We start from the raw sequence: 23,793 nt of genomic DNA on the forward strand, positions 1-23,793 counted from the left end.
TTCTATATATAAAGAGAGGATAAGAAAATGAGAAGTGATACAGTAAAAAAAGGCATTCAGCAGGCACCGCACCGTTCCCTTTTCAATGCACTGGGACTGACGGAGGAGGAGCTTCAGAAGCCATTGATCGGAGTCGTAAGTTCTTATAATGAGATCGTTCCGGGGCATATGAACCTGGATAAGATCACAGAGGCAGTCAAGATGGGAGTGGCAATGGCAGGAGGAGTACCGATCATGGTTCCGGCAATCGCAGTTTGTGACGGAATCGCCATGGGACATATTGGTATGAAGTATTCTCTTGTAACAAGAGATCTGATCGCAGATTCTACAGAAGCCCTGGCAATGGCACATCAGTTTGACGGACTGGTTATGATTCCGAACTGTGACAAGAACGTGCCGGGTCTTCTGATGGCAGCAGCCCGTGTGAACATCCCGACAATCTTTGTCAGTGGCGGACCAATGCTTGCAGGACATGTAAAGGGAAGTAAGACGAGTCTTTCCAGTATGTTCGAGGCAGTAGGTTCTTATGCTGCAGGAAAGATGGATGATGCAGATATCTGTGAATTTGAAAATAAAGCATGTCCTACCTGTGGTTCCTGTTCAGGTATGTATACAGCCAACAGCATGAACTGCCTGACTGAGGCACTTGGTATGGGACTGAAAGGAAATGGTACGATTCCGGCAGTATATTCCGCAAGGATTCAGCTTGCAAAGCATGCAGGTATGCAGGTGATGGAACTGGTGAGAAAGAATATCCGTCCGAGAGATATCATGACAGAAGATGCAATTCTGAATGCACTGACAGTAGATATGGCACTGGGATGTTCTACGAACAGTATGCTTCATCTTCCGGCAATCGCTCATGAGATCGGAATGGATTTTGAGATTGATTTTGCAAATGGAATCAGTGAGAAGACACCAAATCTGTGCCACCTTGCTCCGGCAGGACACACTTATATGGAAGACCTGAACGAGGCAGGTGGAGTTTACGCAGTTATGAATGAGCTGAACAAGAAAGGTCTGCTCCATACAGACTGCCTGACTGTAACAGGAAAGACAGTGGGTGAGAATATTGAAGGATGCGTGAACAAGAATCCTGAAGTTATCAGACCGATCGACAATCCGTATTCTCAGACAGGCGGACTTGCAGTACTCAAGGGAAATCTTGCACCGGACGGAAGCGTTGTAAAGCGTTCTGCAGTCTGCGATGAAATGCTGGTTCATGAGGGACCTGCAAGAATCTTTGAGAGTGATGAAGAAGCCACAGAGGCGATCAAGACCGGAAGGATCAATCCGGGAGATGTCATCGTGATCCGTTATGAGGGACCAAAGGGTGGACCGGGAATGAGAGAAATGCTCAATCCAACTTCAGCCATTGCAGGATATGGACTGGGCTCAACAGTTGCCCTGATCACAGACGGACGTTTCAGTGGAGCTTCCAGAGGAGCATCTATTGGCCATGTATCACCGGAGGCAGCCGTGGGCGGCCCGATCGCACTGGTCGAAGAAGGGGATATCATCAAGATCAATATTCCGGAACTGAAGTTGGAACTGGATGTATCCGATGAAGAACTGGCAGCAAGAAAAGCAAAATGGCAGCCGAGAGAGCCAAAAGTAAAGACGGGATATCTTGCAAGATATGCTTCTATGGTTACTTCAGGAAACCGTGGTGCAATTTTGGAAGTACCGAAAGCAAAATAAAGAAAGTACCAGGAGGAAAGCACCATGCAGTTAAATGGAGCAGAGATAGTAATAGAATGCCTGAAAGAACAGGGCGTGGATACTGTATTTGGATACCCGGGCGGAGCAATCCTGAATGTATATGATGAATTATACAAGCATCGTGATGAGATCAGACATATCCTGACCTCCCATGAACAGGGAGCAGCCCATGCAGCAGACGGATATGCGAGAGCAACAGGAAAAGTAGGCGTATGTCTGGCAACCAGCGGTCCGGGAGCAACTAACCTTGTGACGGGAATTGCCACAGCTTATATGGATTCGATTCCGGTTGTCGCAATCACCTGTAATGTAGGAGTACCGCTTCTTGGAAAGGACAGCTTTCAGGAGATTGATATCGCCGGAGTGACAATGCCGATCACGAAGTACAGCTTTATCGTTAAAGATGTAAACCAGCTTGCAGATACGATCCGTAAGGCATTCCGTATTGCGAAGATGGGAAGACCGGGTCCGGTTCTGATCGATATTCCGAAGGATGTAACTGCGAAGAAGGCAGAATATGAAAAAGAAAATCCGGGAGTTTATAATCGTGAATTTACGCATATAGATGAAAAAGAGGTTGCTGCGGCAGCAGAAATGATCCAGGCATCTGAAAAGCCATTTATTTTTGTGGGTGGCGGAGCGATTCTCTCCGGAGCAAGTAAAGAACTGAAAGAGTTTGTTGAGAAGACGGATGCACCGGTTACGGATTCACTGATGGGAAAAGGAGCATTTCCGGGAACCGATCCAAGATATACAGGAATGCTGGGAATGCACGGAACGAAGGCATCCAATTATGGAGTCAGCGAGTGCGACCTGTTAGTGGTAGTAGGTGCAAGATTCAGTGATCGTGTCACCGGAAATACGGCGACATTTGCAAAGAATGCAAAAATTCTTCAGATTGATATCGATCCTGCGGAGATGAATAAGAATATTATCATTGACCAGGGTGTTGTCGGTGATATCAAGGCAGTTCTCAGGAAATTAAATGAAGTTCTGCCTCAGCAGGATCATGCAGAATGGATGAAAAAGATACAGGATTATAAGGAAAAGTATCCACTGAAATATCATGAAGGTGTCCTGACGGGACCATTTGTTGTAGAAGAAATCTACCGTCAGACCAAAGGAGATGCCATTATCACAACAGAGGTCGGACAGCATCAGATGTGGGCGGCACAGTATTTCAAATATACAAAGCCGAGAACACTTCTGACATCCGGCGGACTTGGAACGATGGGATATGGACTGGGAGCAGCCATCGGTGCAAAGACAGGATGCCCGGATAAGACGGTGATCAATGTGGCGGGAGACGGCTGTTTCCGCATGAATATGAATGAGCTTGCGACAGCGGTACGTCATGAAGTTCCGGTCATTGAAGTAGTGATCAATAACCATGTACTTGGTATGGTACGCCAGTGGCAGGATCTGTTCTACGATGAAAGATATTCCGCAACAGTCTTGAGAGATGCTGTAGATTATGTTAAACTGGCAGAAGCGATGGGAGCAGAAGGAATGCGTGCCACAACGCAGGAAGAGTTCAGAGAAGCATTCGCAAAGGCACTGGCATCGGGACGTCCGGTTCTGATCGACTGTATGATCGACTGTGATGATAAAGTATGGCCGATGGTAGCACCGGGGGCTGCGATCAGCGAAGCGTTTGATGAGCAGGATCTGAAAGAAAAGAATCGTTAATTTATGAGACAGAAAGAGGCTTTGTCCTCTTTTTGCATATACACGAATAACAGGAGGTAGAAAAAATGAGCAGAGTGTATAATTTTTCGGCTGGACCGGCTGTCCTGCCTGAGGAAGTACTCAAAGAAGCCGCAGCAGAAATGCTGGATTATAATGGAACAGGAATGTCTGTTATGGAGATGAGTCACCGTTCCAAGGCATTTGAAGAAATCATTACAGCAGCAGAGCAGGATTTAAGAGATCTGATGAATATTCCAGATAACTATAAGGTGTTATTCCTTCAGGGCGGAGCATCCCAGCAGTTTGCAATGATTCCGATGAACCTGATGAAGAAGAAAGAAGCTGACTATATCGTGACAGGTCAGTGGGCAAAGAAAGCAGCAAAAGAAGCTGCAAAATATGGAAAGGTGAATGTAGTTGCTTCATCTGAAGATAAGACGTTCTCTTATATTCCGGATTGTTCTGATCTTCCGATCTCTGAAAATGCTGATTATGTATATATCTGTGAGAACAATACGATTTACGGAACAAAATTTAAAGAACTTCCGAATACAAAAGGAAAGACACTTGTGGCAGATGTATCCTCCTGTTTTCTGTCTGAGCCGGTAGATGTGACAAAGTATGGTGTGATCTATGGTGGAGTACAGAAAAATATCGGACCAGCAGGCGTGGTGATCGTGATCATCCGTGAAGATCTGATCACAGAAGATGTTCTTCCGGGAACTCCGACGATGCTTCAGTATAAGACACATGCAGATGCAGGTTCTCTTTATAATACACCACCGGCATATGGCATTTATATCTGCGGTAAAGTTTTCAAATGGCTGAAGAAGATGGGCGGTCTGGAAGTAATGAAAGAGCGTAATGAAAAGAAAGCAAAAGTGCTTTATGATTATCTGGATCAGAGTAAGCTGTTCAAAGGGACAGTTGTACCGAAAGACCGTTCTCTGATGAATGTACCGTTTGTCACAGGAGATAAGGATCTGGATGCGAAATTTGTAAAAGAAGCGAAAGAAGCCGGATTTGAGAACCTGAAAGGACACAGAACAGTAGGCGGTATGCGTGCAAGCATCTATAATGCAATGCCGTACGAAGGTGTGGTTGCACTGGTTGAGTTTATGAAGAAGTTTGAAGAGGAGAATCTGTAAGATGTATAAATATCATTGCCTGAATCCAATCTCTCCTGTCGGAATGGGTCAGTTGGATGCAAATTATGAAAATACAGAAAATGCTGCAGATGCAGACGTGATCCTGGTCCGCAGTGCTAAAATGCATGAGATGGAGTTCGGAGAGAATTTAAAAGCGATCGCACGTGCAGGTGCAGGTGTGAACAATATTCCGCTGGATCGTTGTGCAGAGGAAGGGATCGTTGTATTTAATACTCCGGGAGCGAATGCGAATGGAGTAAAGGAACTGGTGATCGCAGGTATGCTGCTTGCAGCCAGAGATATTGTCGGCGGAATCAACTGGGTAAAAGGATATGATGAAGACGGCGATATTGCGAAGGCTGCCGAGAAAAAGAAAAAAGCATTTGCGGGTACAGAACTGAAAGGCAAAAAGCTTGGAGTGATCGGACTTGGAGCAATCGGAGTCCTTGTAGCGAATGCGGCAACGCATCTCGGAATGGAAGTTTACGGATATGATCCGTATGTTTCTGTAGATTCTGCATGGAGACTGTCGAGAAATATTCATCATGCGAAGACTGCTGATGAGATTTATAAAGAGTGTGATTATATCACAATTCATGTTCCGGCACTGGAAGATACAAAGGGTATGATCAATAAAGATGCCATGGGTCTGATGAAAGATGGCGTTGTGATCCTGAACTTTGCAAGAGATGTCCTTGTAGATCAGAAGGATATCGTTGAGGCACTTGAATCGGGAAAAGTACATCGTTATGTCACAGATTTTGCGACACAGGAGATCAAAGGTGCAGATGGAGCAATCGTGATCCCGCATCTTGGAGCTTCTACAGAAGAATCTGAAGATAACTGTGCAAAGATGGCTGTAGCAGAGATCCGGGATTTCCTTGAAAATGGAAATATCACACATTCTGTGAACTATCCGGACTGCAATGTAGGAGTCAGAGGAGACGCAGAAAGAATTACGATCTTACATAAGAACATTCCGAATATGATCGGACAGTTCACAACGCTTCTTGCTCAGGAGGATCTGAACATCGCCCTTATGACGAATAAGAGCCGCAAAGAGTATGCTTATACAGTAATCGATGTAGATGGAATCGTTTCAGATGAAGTAGCAGCAAAGATCAAAGGAGTTTCAGGAGTACTTGGAGTCCGCGTGATCCGATAAGCATCCGTCGCCGGGATTTGATGTAAGGCACAGACTCTGGCACGCTGCCTACATAGAAATGGGACTGTCGCTTCACGATTTAAAAATCGTTAAAGCGACAGTCCCATTTTTCTGTAGATTGATTGTAAAAGAAATAATTTGCTAATGGAACAACGGTATGATATAATAAAAAAGATTGTGGACAGGGATACTGACCGAGACCACTGAAAAGCGTATGATCCGGAAGCGGATGATGGGTTTTTCAGTAGTTTCGGAGGAGAGACTGACCACAGAGAAAGTGAAATGAAATAAGATCAAAGGAGAAGGTATATGTTTAAAAAGTTTGAAATGGAACTTGCCGGCAGAACACTGCGTGTGGATGTTGACCGCGTGGCAAAGCAGGCGAACGGTGCAGTTCTGATGCACTATGGTGATACAACTGTATTATGTACAGCGACAGCTTCTGATAAACCGAGAGACGGAATTGATTTCTTCCCGCTCAGTGTAGAATACAATGAGAGAATGTATTCTGTAGGAAAGATCCCGGGAGGCTTCAATAAGCGTGAGGGAAAGGCATCAGAGAATGCGATCCTGACAGACCGTGTTATTGACCGTCCGATGCGTCCGCTGTTCCCGAAGGATTACAGAAATGATGTAACACTGGAAAATCTCGTTATGGCAGTTGATCAGGATTGCAGCCCGGAACTGACAGCAATGCTCGGAGCCGCACTGGCAACAAGTATTTCCGATATTCCATTTGACGGTCCGATCTCTACGACACAGGTAGGACTGGTAGATGGAGAGTTTGTATTTAACCCGACAGCCGCACAGAAGGTTGTATCGGATCTTGCACTGACCGTTGCATCTACAAAAGAGAAAGTAATCATGATCGAAGCAGGAGCAAAGGAAGTTCCTGAAGATAAGATGATCGAGGCAATCTTTGCAGCACATGAACTGAACCAGAAGGTGATTACTTTCTTTGATACGATCGTTGCAGAGTGCGGAAAGAAAAAGCACGAGTATCAGAGTTTCGCAGTTCCGCAGGAATTATTTGATGCCATCCAGGAAATCGTTACTCCGGCAGAGATGGAAGAAGCTGTATTTACAGACGACAAGCAGACAAGAGAAGAAAATATCCGTGTCATTACTGAGAAGCTGGAAGAGGCATTTGCCGACAATGAAGAATGGCTTGCAAAGCTGGGTGAAGCTGTATATCAGTACCAGAAAAAGACCGTAAGAAAAATGATCCTGAAAGACCATAAGCGTCCGGATGGACGTGCCATCGATCAGATCAGACCGCTGGCAGCAGAGGTTGACCTGATTTCGAGAGTTCATGGTTCAGCAATGTTTACGAGAGGACAGACACAGATCTGTACTGTTACAACGCTTGCACCGCTTTCTGAGGCACAGAGACTGGACGGACTGGATGAGACAGAGACAACAAAGAGATATATGCATCATTATAATTTCCCGTCTTACTCTGTTGGCGAGACAAGACCTTCCAGAGGACCGGGACGTCGTGAGATCGGACATGGAGCGTTGGCTGAGAGAGCATTGCTCCCGGTACTTCCGAGTGAGGCTGAATTCCCGTATGCGATTCGTACTGTATCTGAGACGTTTGAATCCAATGGTTCTACTTCCCAGGCCAGTGTATGTGCATCCAGTATGTCACTGATGTCAGCAGGTGTGCCGATCAAGTCTGCTGTAGCGGGTATTTCTGCAGGACTCGTAACAGGCGAGACGGATGATGATTATCTGGTTCTGACAGATATTCAGGGACTGGAAGATTTCTTTGGCGATATGGACTTTAAGGTTGCAGGTACTCATAAGGGTATTACTGCGATCCAGATGGATATCAAGATCCACGGACTGACAAGACCGATCATTGAAGAAGCAATCGCAGCGACGAAGAAAGCAAGAACTTATATCATGGATGAAGTGATGAGCAAAGCAATCGCAGAGCCTAGGGCAGAAGTTGGAGAGTTTGCTCCGAAGATCATCCAGATGCAGATCGATCCGCAGAAGATCGGAGATGTTGTAGGACAGCGTGGAAAGACGATCAATGCAATCATCGAAGAGACCGGTGTAAAGATTGATATTGATGATGACGGAAATGTATCCATCTGTGGTACAGAGAAAGAAAATATGGAGAAGGCTGCAAAATATATCCATACGATCGTAACAGATTACGAGGCAGGACAGCTTTTTGAGGGAAAGGTTGTCAGCATTAAAGAATTTGGAGCATTCGTGGAATTTGCACCGGGTAAGGAAGGCATGGTCCATATTTCAAAGCTTTCCAAGAACAGAGTTGAAAAGGTTGAGGATGTTGTAAGCCTTGGCGATGTTGTGAAAGTCGTATGCCTTGGAAAAGATAAAATGGGAAGATTCAGCTTCAGTATGAAAGATGTGGCAGAATAAAGAGTACTGAATGAAGAATTGGTATTGAAATAAAGAGAAAGCTATCAGAGAAAAATCTGGTAGCTTTTTTATTTTTAAGAAGATTTTTCTTAAAAGAGCCAGTACGTTGCTGCATATTTCCACAACCTGCACATATATTGTTTAAAGGGGTGGACAAGATGGAACGACAGGAAAGAAGAGAACAAATACTGAACATTCTTGCAGCCGGGATCAGAAAAGTACTTTTAAATACAGTCCCAAAGCCGGAAGAATTGCAGGAAATACGGATGAGACTTGGACAGCCGCTGCGGGTTGTACGGGGAAAAGAAGAGATAGTATTAAGATCAGGAACAGAACCGTACATTGTAACAAAAGAGGAATTAAGAGAGACAATGGACTATATCAGCCATTATTCTCTCTATGCATATGAAAATGAATTGAGACAGGGATTTGTTACAGTGGAAGGAGGTCATCGGGTAGGCGTGGCAGGAAAAGTAATTATGGAAAAAGAAAGGGTGAAAAATATACAATACATATCATCATTAAATATCAGGGTTTCGCATGAAGTACTTGGATGTGCGGATCGGCTGATCCCTTATATCGTGGCGAATAAGCAGGTGTGTCATACACTGATCATTTCACCTCCATGCTGCGGCAAAACGACGTTGATCCGGGATCTGATCCGACAGATTTCTGACGGAAATGAATATGTGAAGGGCTGTTCGGTGGGGGTTGTGGATGAACGGTCAGAACTGGGAGGATGTTATCTCGGGATTGCACAGAATCACCTGGGAACAAGAACGGATGTGTTGGACTGCTGCCCGAAGGCCGAAGGGATGATTATGCTGATCCGTTCCATGTCACCACAGGTGATCGCAGTGGATGAGATCGGAACGGTAGAGGATATCCATGCCATTGAATATGCCATGCAGTGTGGCTGCCGGATGATCGCAAGCGTCCATGGACTGAACATGGATGAAGCATCCAACAAGCCGGTACTGGGAGACCTGATCCGCAGGAGGATGTTCCAGAGATACGTGGTGCTTGGAAATGAAAAAGGACCCGGTGAGATCCTGGGAATTTATGATGAACGGGGGAGCGTGTTGTGCAGAAACTTATAGGGAGCATTTTAGTGCTGACGGCAACTGCAGGAGCAGGCTATCTTTATGGGGAAGGACTGAAAGATTATCTCAGGCAGATGGAATATCTGCGATATATTGCCGGGATGATCCGGGGACAACTGGAATATACCGGGGCACCGTTGCAGGAACTTCTGATGGATGTATCAGCGAAAATAAAAGAGCCATATAAAAGCTGGCTGGAACATACCGCACGACGGACTGCGAAAAGAACAGACGCTGATTTCACAGAAATATGGAAAGGATGCGTGGAAAAGGATCTTGGAGCTGCCGGACTGAAGAAAGAGCACCGGGAATGGATCAGAGATTTTGGAGCATTTTTAGGACAGGGAGACCGTGAGACCATGGGAAGGTCCATTGAACTTTCCATGAAGCAGATGGATCTGATGATCAGGCAGCAGAGAGGAGAACTGGCAGGAAAAAGAAAGATCGGCAACTGGCTGGGCGTAATGAGCGGGCTGTTCCTGATCATTCTGCTGTGGTAGAACAGGGGAGGGGATATGAATATCAATCTGATTTTTAAGATAGCGGCAGTGGGAATCCTTGTGTCGATCCTGAGCCAGGTCTTAAAGCACAGCGGGAGAGATGAACAGGCATTTCTGACCAGTCTTGCAGGACTGATCCTGGTCTTATCGTGGGTGCTTCCATATATTTACGATCTGTTTCAGTCGATCCGGCAGTTGTTCATGTTGTGAGAGGGGAGAAAATGAGTATGTTGCAGGTGGGAGTGATCGGAGTACTGGGAGTCCTTTTTGCAGTGCAGTTTAAAAGTGGAAAATCAGAATATGCCGTCTATATCAGTGTTGCTGTGAGCCTGCTCTTATTTGGCTGTATGCTGGAAAGGCTCAGAGATGCGGTGGATTCACTTGGCAGGATCGGGAATTATATTAAGGTGGATCAGCGTTTTTTCGGAACTATGATAAAAATGATCGGGATCACTTATCTTGCAGAATTTTCTTCAGGCATCTGCAAAGATGCAGGATATCAGAGCATCGCATCCCAGATTGAGATATTCAGTAAGCTGACGATTTTGGCGATGGGACTTCCGATCCTTCAGACTCTGTTGGAAGTCATGACGGGGTTCTTGGGATGAGGCGGGGGATCAGGATGCTTTTTCCCGTATTCCTTGCCATTTTAATTTTTCTGTTCGGGAGCAAGGTCATTTATGCTGCGGAAAATACAGAAAAAGAGGCAGACCGGGTGCAGGAGGCATTATTTGAAGAATTTGATTTTTCAAAACTGGATCAGGAAATGAAAACTCTTTTTCCGGATGAAAAGCTTTCTTTTCGGGAAATACTTATGCAACTGATCTCGGAAAACGGAGGATCCACAGCTGGTACAGTGGTGCAGTTTATAAAAGAAACAGTTTTTTACCAGTTCGGCACGAATAAAAAAATACTGGTGTATATGATTCTGATCGCAGTAGCTGCTGCCCTGTTCAACAATTTTACAAGCGTCTTTCAGAACCGGCAGGTATCGGAAGTCAGCTTCTATATTCTTTATATGCTGCTTATGACCCTGTCACTTGTAACTTTTCAGCATACGTTGCAGGATACAGAACAACTGCTTTCTTATCTGACCGAATTTATGAAGCTGTTATGTCCCAGTTACTTTCTTGCAGTTGCATTTGCTGCAGGCAGTTCCTCGGCTCTGGTATTTTATAATATTGTACTGTGGATCATCTATTTAGTAGAGCTGGTGATCCTGGAACTTCTGATGCCGATTGTGCATGTATTTGTTATGATACAGGTTCTTTCCAATCTGACGGGAGAGGATCTGCTGTCAGAATTTGCGGATCTGATCAGAAAAGGAATTGCCTGGTGTCTGAAGACATTGCTGGCAGGTGTGGTCGGGATCAATGTGCTTCAGGGACTTCTTGCACCTGCCATTGATACTGTGAAGCGAAGTGCAGTAAACCGGACAGTAGAAGCGATCCCGTGGATCGGTGATGTGACGGGAGGAGTGGCAGAGGTAGCACTTGGGAGTGCGGTGCTGATCAAAAACGGGATCGGGGCAGCAGGAATGGTGATCGCAGTTATGGTCTGTGCAGTTCCTGTGATCCGGCTGGTGCTGCTTGCTTTTATATATAAATTTGTAGCAGCAATGGTTCAGCCAGTGTCGGATAAAAGGATTACAGCGTGTATTGGCGGGGTGAGTGAAGGATATGGACTGCTGCTGCAGATTCTCCTTTACACGGCACTTTTTTTCCTGATCACACTGGCGGTGATCGCAGGAGCGACTTCCTGAAAGGAGGGAAGATGAATGGGAACGGTTTATCAGTGGATTCAGAATCTTTCTGTATGGCTGGTCCTGAGTGCGGTAATCCTGCATTTAGTTCCAGGAAAAGATTATGGAAAATATGTACGCTTTTTTTCGGGAATGGTTCTGTTACTGCTTTTCCTTGAACCGATGCTGAAACTGACGGGAACAGACGGGATGATCACAAAACTTTATGAGGGAAATCTGGCAAAAGAAGATCAGGCAGAAAAAGAATTATTACAAAAATTATATGAATCGGCAGATCTGACAGAAATTCTGTCTGAGGAATATCAGACATCAGAGGAAGGAGCAGACGAAAAAAGCCAGAAAAAAGTATCGGAAACCCAGGCTGTAGAAGTGGAGGAAATTCGCATTGAATAACGAGTGGCTTGCCAGGTTAAAGGAGAAGATCGGAAAAAAAGAGAACAAGGAAGAACTGCCGGCTCGGAAAAAACTGCTGCTTCTATTTCTGACCGGACTGCTGTTGCTGGTGATCGTGCTGCCATTTCCGAAAAAATCAGATTCGGAAGATGCGGAGACCGGAACAGAGACAACCACAGAAAACCGTGGATCATATGAGCGGTATCTTGAACAAAAGACAGAAGAAGCCCTGCAGTGTGTGGAGGGGGTGGGGAATGTAAAAGTGATGATCACGCTGAAGTCTTCGGAAGAAAATGTGGTCGAAAAAGATCAGCAGAGTGACGGGCAGTCTGTGGAAGAAGAGGACAGTCAGGGCGGAAAGCGGACGACAAAAGAAACTTCCTCTGATAAAACGAGCATTTATGAACAGAAATCCGATGGAACGCAGGTTCCCTATGTGAGCAAAAAACTCTCCCCGGAAGTAGAAGGAGTGATCGTGATCGCAGATGGGGGTGGCAACGCGGTCGTGGTGCAGAATATAACCGGTGCGATTCAGGCATTATATGGGGTGGAAGCACATAAAATAAAAGTAATGAAACGCAATGTGGCAGGCACAGAATAAAAGGAGGAGCATAGTGAAGCGGGTATTAAAAAAGAATCAGGTGATGATTGCAGCACTGGCGGTGATGATTGCGGCAGCCGGCTATCTGAATTATACAGGAAGGCTGTTTGGAACTGAAAAAGACGACACGACGCAGACCAGTGCGGATCTGACAAACCAGGAACTTCTGGATATTTCTGAAGAAGATATGGCGACCGGATCAGAGGATATTTTAAGTAATGATTCTGAGACAGAAGGAACTCCGGGAGAAGCAGTACTGACCAATACAACCGCTGAGGCTACTGTGGCACAGGCAAAAGTGTCCAGAGAACAGGTTATGGCACAAAGTAAAGAAACATTGCAGTCAATCATTGATAATAAAAATCTCAGCGATGAGCAGAAGCAGGATGCAGTCGATCAGATGGTGGCACTGACCAAAAGGGCAGAGCTGGAAGCAGACATAGAATCGCTGATGGCAGCAAAAGGCTTTTCCGAGGCGGTGGTCAGCATCGGGGATGATTCTGTTGATGTTGTGGTAAAGGCAGAAGAACTGACAGATGCCAACAGGGCAAAGATTGAAGAAATCCTTACAAGAAAGACGGAAGTATCACCAGAAGGGATTGTGATCACACCGATTCATGAATGAATGGGTACGAAGGGATCACCGGAGTAATTTCGGGGAAAACTATTTGCCGTATGGCTGTACTTGTGATACACTAGCTACTGGATGCCACCCGTACGGATACGGAAGAACCGACCGGCGGGGGCCTGGACGATAGGAGATAAGCATATGTCAGATATTACGAATGAAATAAAAAAGAGAAGAACCTTTGCGATCATATCACACCCGGATGCAGGAAAGACGACACTGACGGAGAAATTTCTGCTTTATGGAGGAGCGATCAATCAGGCAGGTTCTGTCAAAGGAAAAGCAACGGCAAAGCATGCAGTATCGGACTGGATGGAGATTGAAAAGGAAAGAGGTATTTCGGTCACCTCTTCGGTACTGCAGTTTAATTACGGCGGATATTGTATCAATATCCTGGATACACCGGGACATCAGGACTTCTCGGAGGACACGTACCGTACCCTGATGGCGGCAGATTCTGCGGTAATGGTGATCGATGCATCCAAGGGTGTGGAGGCACAGACGAGAAAATTGTTCAAGGTATGTGTGATGCGTCATATCCCGATCTTTACCTTCATTAACAAAATGGATCGTGAAGCAAGAGATACGTTTGAGCTGCTGGATGATATCGAAAAAGAACTGGGGATCGCCACCTGTCCTGTGAACTGGCCAATCGGTTCGGGAAAGGCCTTTAAAGGCGTTTATGACCGGGCAAAGAAAGAAGTAGAACTTTTCTCAGATACAAAAAAGGGAACGGCCATGGGAGAAGTTCAGATGGTTCCGATTGATGCACCTGAGACAGAGGAACTGATCGGTGCAGATGCAAAGAAAATTCTGGCGGATGAGATCGAACTTCTGGACGGAGCTTCTGCGGAATTTGACCAGGAGCTGGTAGATAAGGGGCAGCTTTCTCCGGTATTTTTCGGTTCAGCACTGACGAATTTCGGAGTAGAGACATTCCTGAAGCATTTCCTGAAGATGACCACATCTCCGCTGCCGCGTATGTCGGATAAAGGGGAGATAGATCCGATGGAAGAAAAGGATTTTTCAGCTTTTGTATTTAAGATTCAGGCGAATATGAATAAGGCACATCGTGACAGGATCGCATTTATGCGGATCTGTTCCGGTGAGTTTGAGGCAGGAATGAATGTCTACCACGTGCAGGGAGGAAAAGAGATCCGTCTTTCTCAGCCGCAGCAGATGATGGCGAGTGAACGGAAGATGATCACCAAAGCTTATGGTGGAGATATCATCGGGGTTTTTGATCCGGGAATCTTTTCGATCGGAGATACCCTTACGACTTCAAAGGAAAAATTCGCTTATGAGGGAATCCCGACATTTGCACCGGAGCATTTCGCACGTGTGCGTCAGGTCGATACGATGAAAAGAAAGCAGTTTGTCAAGGGAATCAACCAGATCGCACAGGAGGGTGCAATCCAAATCTTTCAGGAATATAATACCGGAATGGAAGAAATCATTGTCGGAGTTGTCGGAGTGCTTCAGTTTGATGTGCTGAAATACCGTCTGAACAACGAGTATAATGTGGAGATCCGGCTGGAGAATCTGCCATACGAGTATATCCGCTGGATTGAAAACGAAGATGTGGATATGGATCACTTAAGCGGAACTTCAGATATGAAGAAGATCAAGGATCTGAAGGACCGTCCATTGCTGCTTTTTGCACATGAATGGAGTATCCGTATGACAGAGGAAAGAAACAAAGGACTGATCCTGTCAGAGTTCGGGCGGTCATAATTCCTCTTTGCAAACGGAACGATATTTGTTATAATGGAAAAAGAATCAGACAATGCAGGAGGTTTTGAACATGGCAAAGGACGAAAGAAATATTTATACGATACAGAATGACGCAGGAAAGGGAGAAGTAAAGATTGCAGATGAAGTTGTTGCGATCATTGCAGCCCTGGCAGCTACAGAAGTGGAAGGCGTAGCCTCCATGGCGGGCAATATCACGAATGAGCTGATCAGCAGACTCGGGATGAAGAATCTTTCCAAGGGAGTTAAAGTAGATGTGCTGGAAGGCGTGGTTACCGTTTCCCTGACCCTGAATCTGAAGTATAACTACAGTGTAGTAGAAGTATCAGGAAAAGTGCAGGAAAAGGTTAAGAATGCGATCGAGAACATGACAGGACTTGAAGTTGCAGACGTGAATATCAAAGTGGCCGGCGTAGAGATGGAGAATCAGGAGTAGGCTTACAAAGGAAAGGAATCAATATGATTAGAACAGAACTTCGCGAGCATATTTTCAAGCTGTTATTTCAGGAAGAATTTAACCGGGAAGAGGATATGCAGGAGCATCTGAAATACTATTTCATGACGCTTGAGAATGCGGCAGATAAAGATAAAGATTATATCCAGGAAAAATATGAGGCGGTTGCAGGGCATATTGCAGAGATTGATGAACTGATCAACCAGTATGCAAAAGGATGGAAGACTACCCGGATGAACAAGGTAGATCTTGCCATTTTAAGACTTGCTGTCTATGAGATGAAGTGGGACGAGGAAGTACCGGTCGGAGTTGCCATCAATGAGGCAGTAGAGCTGGCGAAGAGATTCAGCGGTGGAGACAGTCCGTCCTTTATCAACGGGGTACTTGGAAAGATCGCACGCTCTGCAGACGGGGATGAGACGAAGTAAGTCAGTATATGCAGAACGGAGATATCAGGATGAAAAATGTCTATACGGTGAGACAGGTCAATTCTTATATTAAGAATATGTTCGCCCAGGATTTCATGCTGAACCGGATCTATGTAAAGGGTGAGGTATCGAATCTGAAATACCATACATCAGGGCATATATATTTTTCATTGAAAGACGAGTCCGGCACGATTGCCTGCGTTATGTTCGCAGGCTCAAGGTCAGGGCTTTCTTTTCGTATGGAGGAAGGTCAGCAGATCATTGTACTCGGTGCGGTGGATGTCTATGCAAGAGATGGAAAATACCAGTTGTATGCAAGAAAAATCGTGCGGGACGGTGTAGGACTTCTGTATGAACGCTTTGAACTTCTGAAGAAAGAACTGCAGGAAATGGGAATGTTTGCACCGGAGTACAAGCAGAAGATCCCAAAGTATATCCGGCGGCTTGGAGTTGTGACTGCACCGACCGGGGCGGCAGTCAGAGACATCATCAATATTACGAAGCGGAGGAATCCTTTTGTGCAGATCATCCTGTATCCGGCACTGGTACAGGGCGAAGGTGCTTCTGAGAGTATTGTAAAGGGAATCCATGCACTGGAAGCAGAAAAGGTGGATGTCATGATTGTGGGCCGTGGCGGAGGAAGCATGGAAGATCTCTGGGCATTTAATGAAGAGGCAGTCGCAAGGGCAGTATTTGACTGTTCTGTTCCGGTGATTTCAGCGGTAGGACATGAGACCGATACAACGATCATTGATTTTGTGGCGGATCTGCGGGCACCGACTCCTTCTGCTGCCGCAGAACTGGCGGTGTATGATTTCATGGAGATGAAAAAGAACCTGAAGCTGCGGGAAGAGAGGCTGCTGCATTTTATGCAGTTAATACTGGAACGGAAGAGACAGAAACTGGAGCAGTATTCGCTCAGGATGCGGGCATATCATCCGCAGCAGCGGTTAAATGAGCAGCGACAGTTCGCCGCAGATGCTGAGAACCGGCTGAGAAGAGAAATGATGCGGAGACTGGAGCAGGAAAAATACCGTCTGGGACTTATGGCAGAACGACTGAAAGGATTATCTCCTCTTGAAAAGCTCAGTCAGGGATATGCTTATGTGGAGAACAGTTCGGGGGCAAATGTCAGGACAGTCAGTAATGTAAAGCAGGGAGAACAGATCACGGTCTATGTGACGGATGGACGGATCCGGGCAGAAGTGACCGGCGTTGAGAAAGAGGAGACATAAGATGGGGACAGAGAAAAAGGAAAATTTGGAAGAAATGTTTGACCGGCTGGATCAGGTAATCGGTACTTTGGAAGGAGAGGATGTTTCACTGGAGGAGGCGTTTGGGTTGTACGATCAGGGAATGAAGCTGATCCGGAGATGCAACCAGACGATCAATGAAGTGGAAAAGAAGATTCTTGTACTGGATGAGAATGGAGAAAAGCATGAATTTTAAAGAAGAGTATACGGACAGAGTAGAAAAAATAGAAAAGATCCTGAAAAAGTATCTTCCTGAAAAAAAAGGATATCAGAGGACGATCATGGAGGCCATGGAGTATAGTCTGATGGCAGGTGGAAAGCGTCTCCGTCCCATGCTGATGTGGGAGAGTTACAGACTGTTTGGCGGAGAAGGAGCTGCAATCGAACCGTTTATGGCTGCCATTGAGATGATCCACACGTATTCCCTGGTGCATGATGATCTGCCGGCAATGGATAATGATGAATACAGACGCGGAAGAAAGACAACGCATATTGTATACGGTGAAGATATGGGAATCCTTGCAGGAGACGCGTTGCTTAATTATGCATTTGAGACTGCCTGCCGGGCTTTTGAAGAGGAGTCGGAGCATGCTTTAAGGATTGGAAAAGCATTGAAGATCCTTGCGGATAAGGCAGGAATTTACGGAATGATCGGTGGACAGGTCGTGGATGTGCAGGAATCAGGAAAAGCTGTATCAGGCGAAGTACTGGACTTTATTTACAGGCTGAAGACCAGTGCATTGATCGAGGCTTCTATGATGGCAGGTGCAGTTCTTGCAGGTGCAGAGGAAGGGCAGGTCAGCAGGATGGAGCAGATCGCAGGAAAGATCGGGCTGGCATTCCAGATCCAGGATGACATTCTGGATGTGACCAGTACGACGGAACTGCTTGGAAAGCCGGTTCACAGTGATGAAAAGAACGAAAAAACGACGTATGTGACCTGGAAAGGGATTGAAAAGGCACATGAGGATGTGGAACGGTTGACGCAGGAGGCGGTGGATCTGCTGCGGAAGTTCCCGGCGAAGGATGATTTCCTTGAAGAATTACTAAAATCTCTGGTATACAGGGAAAAATAAAAGGAGGAATCCTGATGGTACTTGAGAAGATCCATAAGGAAAATGATATAAAAAATCTCAGTCCCGAGGAACTTACTATGCTTGCAGATGAGATCCGACAGTTTCTGATCGAGAAGATCAGTGTGACCGGAGGTCACCTGGCATCGAATCTGGGTGTTGTGGAACTGACGATGGCACTTCATCTTGTCTTTGATCTTCCACAGGATAAGCTGATCTGGGACGTAGGACATCAGGCGTACACGCATAAGTTACTGACGGGAAGAAAAGCGGGATTTGATGAACTGAGAAAATACGGGGGGATGAGTGGATTCCCAAAAAGAAAAGAGAGCGAATGTGATGCCTTTGATACAGGGCATAGTTCCACTTCTATTTCTGCAGGACTTGGATATGTGGCGGCAAGAGAACTTCAGGGCGGCAGCCATAGTGTGGTTTCGATCATCGGAGATGGTTCTATGACAGGAGGAATGGCATACGAGGCACTGAACAATGCGAGCAGACTGAAAAGTAATTTTATCATTGTCCTCAATGATAATAATATGTCCATTTCTGAAAATGTGGGAGGAATGTCCCAGTATCTCAACGGACTGCGTACGGCACAGGCTTATACGGGGCTGAAGAAAGGTGTGGAAGATACGCTGAAAAAGATCCCCGGAAAGGGAGACCGGATCATTTGCCATATGAAAAGGACAAAAAGCGGGATCAAGCAGTTGTTTGTTCCGGGGATGTTCTTTGAAGATATGGGGATTACTTATTTAGGTCCGGTAGACGGACATGATATCCGTAAGCTCACAAGGATCTTAAATGAGGCGAAGCGGGTTGATCATGCAGTGCTGGTTCATGTGATGACGAAAAAGGGAAAAGGATATGGACCGGCTGAAGAAAACCCGTCCAGATTTCATGGGACGGGACCGTTTGACATCCCAAGCGGAATGTCGGTAGGGAAAAAAGCGACAGATTCTTATACAGATGTATTTTCAAAAGTACTTGCAGATATCGGAAAGCAGGATGAAAAAGTAGTAGCAATTACTGCGGCGATGGCAGACGGGACGGGACTGGCAAGATTTGCAAAGATGTTCCCACAGAGATTTTTTGATGTCGGTATTGCAGAGGAGCATGCGATGACCTTTGCGGCAGGACTGGCAGCAGGCGGGATGAAACCGGTCTTTGCGGTATATTCCTCTTTCCTGCAAAGAGCTTTTGACCAGACGATCCATGATGTCTGTCTTCAGAATCTGCCGGTTTTTATAGCAGTGGATCGTGCAGGACTTGTAGGGAGTGACGGAGAGACGCACCAAGGAGTATTTGACCTGTCATTTCTTCTGGAAATTCCGAATCTGACTGTCATGTCACCAAAGAACCGATGGGAAATGGCAGATATGGTCCGTTTTGCTGTTGATTTTCCGTACCCGGTTGCATTGCGGTATCCAAGAGGAGAGGCTTATGAGGGGCTGAAAGAGTTCCGTACTCCGATTCTTTATGGAAAAAGTGAAGTGATCAGCCGCGAAAGTGGGATTGCGATCCTTTTCATCGGACATATGTCAGGACTGGGAGAGTCTGTATGGAAGGCAATAAAAGAAGCAGGATATCACTGCAGCCTGATCAATGCAAGATTCGCAAAGCCACTGGATACAGAGCTGATCCGCGATCTTTGCAGGGATCATGAACTGATCGTGACGATCGAGGAAAATGTGCTGGCAGGTGGTTTCGGTGAGCAGGTTGTCCAGTATGTGATGCAGACTGGTGAGAAGACCCGGGTACGGACGATCGGAATTTCCGATGATTATGTGGAACACGGAAATGTAGAAGTTCTGCGAAAAGAAGTGGGACTGGATCAGGAGACCATTGTGGCACAGATAAAAGAAGATTATCTGATGATAAAGGAAGATTAAAAATGAAAGAACGTTTAGATGTATTACTTGTAAAAAGGAATCTTGCAGAGTCCAGGGAAAAGGCAAAAGCGATCATTATGTCTGGAAATGTATTCGTAGAAGATCAGAGAGAGGACAAGGCAGGAACCACTTTCCCGGAAGATGTAAAGATTGAAGTGAGAGGGCATGTCATGCCGTATGTCAGCAGAGGCGGTCTGAAGCTGGAGAAAGCAATTAAAAATTTTGATGTCAGTGTAGAAGGAAAAGTCTGTACGGATGTGGGATCTTCTACTGGCGGTTTTACGGACTGTATGCTGCAGAACGGAGCTGTAAAGGTGTTTGCAATCGATGTCGGACGGGGGCAGTTGGACTGGAAACTGCGTCAGGATCCAAGGGTAGTCTGCATGGAAAAGACCAATATCCGCTATGTGACACCGGAAGATATCGGAGAACCGGTGGACTTTTCCTCCATTGATGTCTCCTTTATTTCGCTGACAAAAGTGTTAGAGCCGATTCGGGATTATCTGACAGAAGACGGAGAAATCGTAGCCCTGATTAAACCACAGTTTGAAGCAGGGCGTGAAAAGGTCGGGAAAAAAGGAGTCGTGAGAGAAAAAAGCACGCACCATGAAGTAATCGAAAAAGTGACTTCCTATGCAGCGTCTATCGGATTTGATATTCTTGAGATTGAATTTTCACCGATCAAAGGACCGGAGGGAAATATTGAATATCTGGTGCATCTGAAGAAGACGCAGGAACTTCCGGGAAAGATCCTGGCACAGAATCTGGAGACGGTCGTGGACAGTGCATTCGATACGTTGGCAAAATAAGTGGGGATAAAGCATGGATTCATTTTATATCATAACGAATATATTAAAAGATAAAGACTATGCGGTTACGGATAAAATCTGCAATTATATTGAGCAGAAAGGGAAGAAATGGACACTTGCAAAAAAGGATGAAGAGGGTCATATCCTTCCGGGGACAGTGCCGTCCGACGTGGAATGTGGACTGGTACTCGGAGGCGACGGAACGCTGATCCGTGCAATCCGGGATCTGGAAGGTGAGGAACTCCCTTTGCTTGGGATCAACCTCGGGACACTGGGATATCTTGCAGAAGTAGAATTGAAGGATTATCAGTATGCCATCGACAGACTGTGCGGAGAAGAACACGCAGCGATCGAACTGCGGATGATGCTGGAAGGTGTGGCGGGAGATGAAAAAAGAGATCTTGCGGTGAATGATATTGTGCTGACGAGGGAAGGAAATATCAGGATCGTACAGTTTAATGTCTATGTCAATGGAACGCTTTTGAATACTTATCTTGCAGACGGAGTGATTATTTCGACTCCCACCGGAAGTACCGGATATAACCTTTCAGCGGGAGGTCCTGTTGTAGAACCAACGGCAAGTATTATCGTCATTACTCCGATCTGCTCCCATGCGTTGAATACAAGCAGTGTAGTGCTTTCGGCAGAAGATGTGATCGAGGTGGAAGTCTGTCCGGGAAGATACGGCAGACAGGAGGAAGTAGCCTTGTGTTATGACGGTGCAGTCCGGAGAAAGCTGGTATCGGGAGACCGCGTCTGTATCAGGAGAGCGGAGGAGACGGCAAAGCTTATTAAACTGAGCAAAGAAAGCTTCATGAAGACGATGCGTGAAAAAATGAAAGGAAATTAAGAAATGAAAGTAAGCCGACATGCAAAGATTATTGAACTTATCAGCCAATACGACATTGAGACGCAGGAGGAACTGGCAGAATATCTTAATAATGCCGGCTTCAAGGTGACTCAGGCAACGGTATCGAGAGATATCCGGGATCTGAAGCTGACGAAAGTGTCACTCAACGGAGGAAAGCAGAAATACGTGATCCATCGTCAGGATGAAGATGGAATGAGCGAAAAATATATCCGGGTACTAAGAGACGGATATATGTCAATGGATATGGCACAGAATATTCTTGTCATCAAGACGGTATCAGGAATGGCAATGGCAGTTGCAGTTGCGGTGGATGCAATGAAATGGAATGAAGTGGTGGGCTGCATTGCCGGCGATGATACGATTATGTGTGCAATCCGTACAGTAGAAGATACAGTGACAGTCATGGACAAGATCAGAAAGATTGTGTCCAAGAAGGATTAGGTGTTGAATATGTTACAGAATCTGTATGTAAAAAATCTGGCATTGATCGATGAGACGGAAGTGGAGTTTGGTGAGGGACTGAATATACTGACAGGAGAGACAGGAGCAGGAAAGTCTCTCCTGCTGGGTTCAGTCCATCTTGCTCTTGGCGGAAAGTACAGTCCTGATATGCTCAGAAACGGGACAAAGAGCGGACTTGTGGAACTGACTTTTAAGATCGAAGATGAACAGATCGAAAAGCATCTGGAAGAGATGAACCTGTATCCTGAAGACGGGTTTCTGACTCTGAGCAGGCGGCTGATGGAAGGTCGCAGTATCAGCAAGATCAACGGAGAGACTGTGAATACCGGGATATTGAAAGATGTTGCAAGTATGCTGATTGATATCCATGGACAAAGAGATAATCAGACACTGCTCCACAAAAAAAATCACCTGACGCTTCTGGATCTGTATGGAAAAGAAAAGATCGTTCCTTTAAAGAAAAAGATGGCTGAAATGTACCGCAGATGGAATGAACTGAAAAAGAGGACTGAAAGCTTGACCATGGATGAGGAAACCAGAAGGAGAGAACTCTCCCTTGCTGAATTTGAAGCACAGGAGATTGAAGAAGCCGGACTGGTTGTGGGAGAAGATGAAGAGCTGGAAGAACTTTACCGGAAAATGACAGAGAGCAGGAAAGTGACAGAAGCAGTAGCTGAGACATACCATTATACAGGGGAGGCCGCTTCCGGGAATGCAAGTGATCTCATCAGCCGTGGAATCCGAAGCCTTCAGGAGGCAGCAGATTTTGATGAAGAGGGGAGCAGACTGTATGAGCAGCTTACACAGCTTGATGGACTGTTGAATGATTTTAACCGGGAGTTATCGGAATATGCAAATAGTTTTGAGTTTTCAGAGGAAGAATTCCGTGAGACAGAAGATCGTCTGAATCTTTTAAATCATTTAAAGGCAAAATATGGAAGATCTATTGAAGCTGTTCTTGCATATTGTGATGAAAAAAAGCAAAGACTACAGGAACTGGCAGATTATGATACATTCATGCAGAACCTGGAACAAGAACAGCAGGATGCTTTTAACGCAATGAAAAAGATGGCGGAAAAGCTGAGTCAGGTTCGGCAGCGTTCGGCTAAAAAGTTCGCAGAAGAGATCTGTGGTCAGATGAAAGAACTGAATTTTCTTGATTCGAGATTTGAGATCCGGATTTCTGAGGCAGAAAAATACAGTTCAAATGGAAAGGATGAGGCAGAATTTTATCTTTCAGTGAATCCGGGAGAACCGTTGAAACCATTGGGAAGTGTGGCATCTGGCGGTGAGATTTCGCGTGTGATGCTGGCGGTGAAGACAGTACTTGCAGATGAAGAAGATACACCGACACTGATCTTTGATGAGATCGACACAGGAATATCCGGCATTACGGCAGGAAAAGTGGGAGATCGTCTCCGACTGATCGGAAAGAGCAGACAGGTCATCTGTATTACTCACCTGCCGCAGATCGCAGCTACTGCAGATCACCATTTCCTGATCAGAAAAAAAGCAGAAGGAACATCGGTGCGGACAGATGTTGAGATGCTGGATGAAGCTGCATCCGTGGAAGAACTGGCAAGACTTCTCGGTGGAGCAAATGTGACGGAACGTGTCATGGAAAGTGCAAAAGAATTGAAAGAATTGGCAAAGTGTGAAAGATAATCCCAGTGTGAAAAGCACGACAGGAT

Annotated in this window: 24 protein-coding genes; all 24 read left to right on the top strand. The window is 45.7% G+C overall.

Translation table 11 applies throughout. From position 1 onward, the window contains the following. Positions 1-27 precede the first annotated feature (27 nt). The 24 genes from ilvD (at position 28) to recN (ending at position 23,767) form a co-directional block, all read left to right on the top strand. Positions 28-1,701 (top strand): dihydroxy-acid dehydratase, encoded by a 1,674-nt coding sequence (gene ilvD, locus NQ541_RS05045; protein ID WP_005610177.1) that lies wholly within the window; start codon positions 28-30, stop codon positions 1,699-1,701. Positions 1,702-1,725: 24 nt separating this feature from the next. Next, entirely contained in the window at positions 1,726-3,411 is a 1,686-nt protein-coding gene (ilvB, locus tag NQ541_RS05050; RefSeq protein ID WP_005610175.1) for a biosynthetic-type acetolactate synthase large subunit, read from the top strand. A 65-nt stretch (positions 3,412-3,476) separates the two neighbouring features. Next, positions 3,477-4,559 carry a 3-phosphoserine/phosphohydroxythreonine transaminase gene (gene serC / locus NQ541_RS05055; protein WP_005610174.1) on the top strand — a complete coding sequence of 361 codons (1,083 nt, stop codon included), beginning with the start codon at positions 3,477-3,479 and terminating at the stop codon, positions 4,557-4,559. 1 nt (position 4,560) lies between these two features. Further along, positions 4,561-5,724, top strand: coding sequence for a phosphoglycerate dehydrogenase (locus NQ541_RS05060; RefSeq protein WP_023922444.1), 1,164 nt, complete (start codon positions 4,561-4,563; stop codon positions 5,722-5,724). Positions 5,725-6,033: 309 nt separating this feature from the next. Beyond that, a complete protein-coding gene (locus NQ541_RS05065; RefSeq protein ID WP_005610172.1) occupies positions 6,034-8,121 on the top strand; it encodes a polyribonucleotide nucleotidyltransferase in 2,088 nt (695 codons plus the stop codon). A 158-nt stretch (positions 8,122-8,279) separates the two neighbouring features. Next, a complete protein-coding gene (gene spoIIIAA, locus NQ541_RS05070; protein ID WP_005610170.1) occupies positions 8,280-9,221 on the top strand; it encodes a stage III sporulation protein AA in 942 nt (313 codons plus the stop codon). After that, the gene (locus NQ541_RS05075) at positions 9,206-9,724 is read left to right on the top strand and encodes a stage III sporulation protein AB (RefSeq protein ID WP_005610169.1); all 519 of its coding nucleotides are present in this window, start codon (positions 9,206-9,208) and stop codon (positions 9,722-9,724) included. The genes spoIIIAA and NQ541_RS05075 overlap by 16 nt, the downstream gene beginning before the upstream one ends. Positions 9,725-9,739: 15 nt before the next feature. Beyond that, on the top strand, positions 9,740-9,934 hold the full coding sequence (gene spoIIIAC / locus NQ541_RS05080; RefSeq protein ID WP_005610168.1) for a stage III sporulation protein AC: 195 nt from the start codon (positions 9,740-9,742) through the stop codon (positions 9,932-9,934). 11 nt (positions 9,935-9,945) lie between these two features. Continuing rightward, positions 9,946-10,332 (top strand): SpoIIIAC/SpoIIIAD family protein, encoded by a 387-nt coding sequence (locus NQ541_RS05085; protein WP_044940347.1) that lies wholly within the window; start codon positions 9,946-9,948, stop codon positions 10,330-10,332. Between the two features lie 14 nt (positions 10,333-10,346). Beyond that, entirely contained in the window at positions 10,347-11,486 is a 1,140-nt protein-coding gene (locus tag NQ541_RS05090; RefSeq protein WP_233417825.1) for a stage III sporulation protein AE, read from the top strand. Positions 11,487-11,501: 15 nt separating this feature from the next. Beyond that, on the top strand, positions 11,502-11,879 hold the full coding sequence (locus tag NQ541_RS05095; RefSeq protein ID WP_005610164.1) for a stage III sporulation protein AF: 378 nt from the start codon (positions 11,502-11,504) through the stop codon (positions 11,877-11,879). After that, entirely contained in the window at positions 11,872-12,480 is a 609-nt protein-coding gene (locus tag NQ541_RS05100; RefSeq protein ID WP_005610163.1) for a hypothetical protein, read from the top strand. The genes NQ541_RS05095 and NQ541_RS05100 overlap by 8 nt, the downstream gene beginning before the upstream one ends. 13 nt (positions 12,481-12,493) lie before the next feature. Next, positions 12,494-13,105, top strand: coding sequence for a SpoIIIAH-like family protein (locus NQ541_RS05105; protein WP_187115609.1), 612 nt, complete (start codon positions 12,494-12,496; stop codon positions 13,103-13,105). 144 nt (positions 13,106-13,249) lie between these two features. Next, positions 13,250-14,842, top strand: coding sequence for a peptide chain release factor 3 (locus tag NQ541_RS05110; protein WP_044940344.1), 1,593 nt, complete (start codon positions 13,250-13,252; stop codon positions 14,840-14,842). A 70-nt stretch (positions 14,843-14,912) separates the two neighbouring features. Continuing rightward, the gene (locus NQ541_RS05115) at positions 14,913-15,296 is read left to right on the top strand and encodes an Asp23/Gls24 family envelope stress response protein (protein ID WP_023922457.1); all 384 of its coding nucleotides are present in this window, start codon (positions 14,913-14,915) and stop codon (positions 15,294-15,296) included. A gap of 23 nt (positions 15,297-15,319) precedes the next feature. Beyond that, positions 15,320-15,742, top strand: coding sequence for a transcription antitermination factor NusB (gene nusB / locus NQ541_RS05120; RefSeq protein ID WP_005610157.1), 423 nt, complete (start codon positions 15,320-15,322; stop codon positions 15,740-15,742). Between the two features lie 29 nt (positions 15,743-15,771). After that, positions 15,772-16,977 carry an exodeoxyribonuclease VII large subunit gene (gene xseA / locus NQ541_RS05125; RefSeq protein WP_044940394.1) on the top strand — a complete coding sequence of 402 codons (1,206 nt, stop codon included), beginning with the start codon at positions 15,772-15,774 and terminating at the stop codon, positions 16,975-16,977. A gap of 1 nt (position 16,978) precedes the next feature. Then, positions 16,979-17,191: an exodeoxyribonuclease VII small subunit gene (xseB, locus tag NQ541_RS05130; protein ID WP_005610153.1), complete on the top strand. Its 213-nt coding sequence runs from the start codon at positions 16,979-16,981 to the stop codon at positions 17,189-17,191. Continuing rightward, a complete protein-coding gene (locus NQ541_RS05135; RefSeq protein WP_005610151.1) occupies positions 17,181-18,071 on the top strand; it encodes a polyprenyl synthetase family protein in 891 nt (296 codons plus the stop codon). The genes xseB and NQ541_RS05135 overlap by 11 nt, the downstream gene beginning before the upstream one ends. 14 nt (positions 18,072-18,085) lie before the next feature. Next, positions 18,086-19,960, top strand: a complete 1,875-nt coding sequence (gene dxs / locus NQ541_RS05140; protein WP_005610149.1) for a 1-deoxy-D-xylulose-5-phosphate synthase — start codon at positions 18,086-18,088, stop codon at positions 19,958-19,960. A gap of 2 nt (positions 19,961-19,962) precedes the next feature. After that, the gene (locus NQ541_RS05145; protein WP_005610147.1) at positions 19,963-20,769 is read left to right on the top strand and encodes a TlyA family RNA methyltransferase; all 807 of its coding nucleotides are present in this window, start codon (positions 19,963-19,965) and stop codon (positions 20,767-20,769) included. A 13-nt stretch (positions 20,770-20,782) separates the two neighbouring features. Then, the gene (locus NQ541_RS05150) at positions 20,783-21,619 is read left to right on the top strand and encodes an NAD(+)/NADH kinase (RefSeq protein WP_005610145.1); all 837 of its coding nucleotides are present in this window, start codon (positions 20,783-20,785) and stop codon (positions 21,617-21,619) included. 3 nt (positions 21,620-21,622) lie between these two features. Continuing rightward, positions 21,623-22,081, top strand: coding sequence for an arginine repressor (locus tag NQ541_RS05155; RefSeq protein WP_005610144.1), 459 nt, complete (start codon positions 21,623-21,625; stop codon positions 22,079-22,081). Positions 22,082-22,090: 9 nt separating this feature from the next. Next, positions 22,091-23,767 carry a DNA repair protein RecN gene (gene recN / locus NQ541_RS05160; RefSeq protein WP_044940391.1) on the top strand — a complete coding sequence of 559 codons (1,677 nt, stop codon included), beginning with the start codon at positions 22,091-22,093 and terminating at the stop codon, positions 23,765-23,767. Positions 23,768-23,793: the final 26 nt, after the last annotated feature.

The organism is [Ruminococcus] lactaris ATCC 29176, assembly GCF_025152405.1.
GTDB classification, from domain to species: domain Bacteria; phylum Bacillota; class Clostridia; order Lachnospirales; family Lachnospiraceae; genus Mediterraneibacter; species Mediterraneibacter lactaris.

Coding starts and splice junctions, on each gene's coding strand:
- NQ541_RS05135 (WP_005610151.1), top strand. CDS start 17,181: ATGAATTTTAAAGAAGAGTATACGGACAGAGTAGAAAAAATAGAAAAG.
- serC (WP_005610174.1), top strand. CDS start 3,477: ATGAGCAGAGTGTATAATTTTTCGGCTGGACCGGCTGTCCTGCCTGAG.
- nusB (WP_005610157.1), top strand. CDS start 15,320: ATGATTAGAACAGAACTTCGCGAGCATATTTTCAAGCTGTTATTTCAG.
- ilvD (WP_005610177.1), top strand. CDS start 28: ATGAGAAGTGATACAGTAAAAAAAGGCATTCAGCAGGCACCGCACCGT.
- spoIIIAC (WP_005610168.1), top strand. CDS start 9,740: ATGAATATCAATCTGATTTTTAAGATAGCGGCAGTGGGAATCCTTGTG.
- ilvB (WP_005610175.1), top strand. CDS start 1,726: ATGCAGTTAAATGGAGCAGAGATAGTAATAGAATGCCTGAAAGAACAG.
- NQ541_RS05085 (WP_044940347.1), top strand. CDS start 9,946: ATGAGTATGTTGCAGGTGGGAGTGATCGGAGTACTGGGAGTCCTTTTT.
- NQ541_RS05090 (WP_233417825.1), top strand. CDS start 10,347: ATGCTTTTTCCCGTATTCCTTGCCATTTTAATTTTTCTGTTCGGGAGC.
- dxs (WP_005610149.1), top strand. CDS start 18,086: ATGGTACTTGAGAAGATCCATAAGGAAAATGATATAAAAAATCTCAGT.
- NQ541_RS05110 (WP_044940344.1), top strand. CDS start 13,250: ATGTCAGATATTACGAATGAAATAAAAAAGAGAAGAACCTTTGCGATC.
- NQ541_RS05065 (WP_005610172.1), top strand. CDS start 6,034: ATGTTTAAAAAGTTTGAAATGGAACTTGCCGGCAGAACACTGCGTGTG.
- xseA (WP_044940394.1), top strand. CDS start 15,772: ATGAAAAATGTCTATACGGTGAGACAGGTCAATTCTTATATTAAGAAT.
- NQ541_RS05095 (WP_005610164.1), top strand. CDS start 11,502: ATGGGAACGGTTTATCAGTGGATTCAGAATCTTTCTGTATGGCTGGTC.
- spoIIIAA (WP_005610170.1), top strand. CDS start 8,280: ATGGAACGACAGGAAAGAAGAGAACAAATACTGAACATTCTTGCAGCC.
- xseB (WP_005610153.1), top strand. CDS start 16,979: ATGGGGACAGAGAAAAAGGAAAATTTGGAAGAAATGTTTGACCGGCTG.
- recN (WP_044940391.1), top strand. CDS start 22,091: ATGTTACAGAATCTGTATGTAAAAAATCTGGCATTGATCGATGAGACG.
- NQ541_RS05060 (WP_023922444.1), top strand. CDS start 4,561: ATGTATAAATATCATTGCCTGAATCCAATCTCTCCTGTCGGAATGGGT.
- NQ541_RS05155 (WP_005610144.1), top strand. CDS start 21,623: ATGAAAGTAAGCCGACATGCAAAGATTATTGAACTTATCAGCCAATAC.
- NQ541_RS05115 (WP_023922457.1), top strand. CDS start 14,913: ATGGCAAAGGACGAAAGAAATATTTATACGATACAGAATGACGCAGGA.
- NQ541_RS05150 (WP_005610145.1), top strand. CDS start 20,783: ATGGATTCATTTTATATCATAACGAATATATTAAAAGATAAAGACTAT.
- NQ541_RS05145 (WP_005610147.1), top strand. CDS start 19,963: ATGAAAGAACGTTTAGATGTATTACTTGTAAAAAGGAATCTTGCAGAG.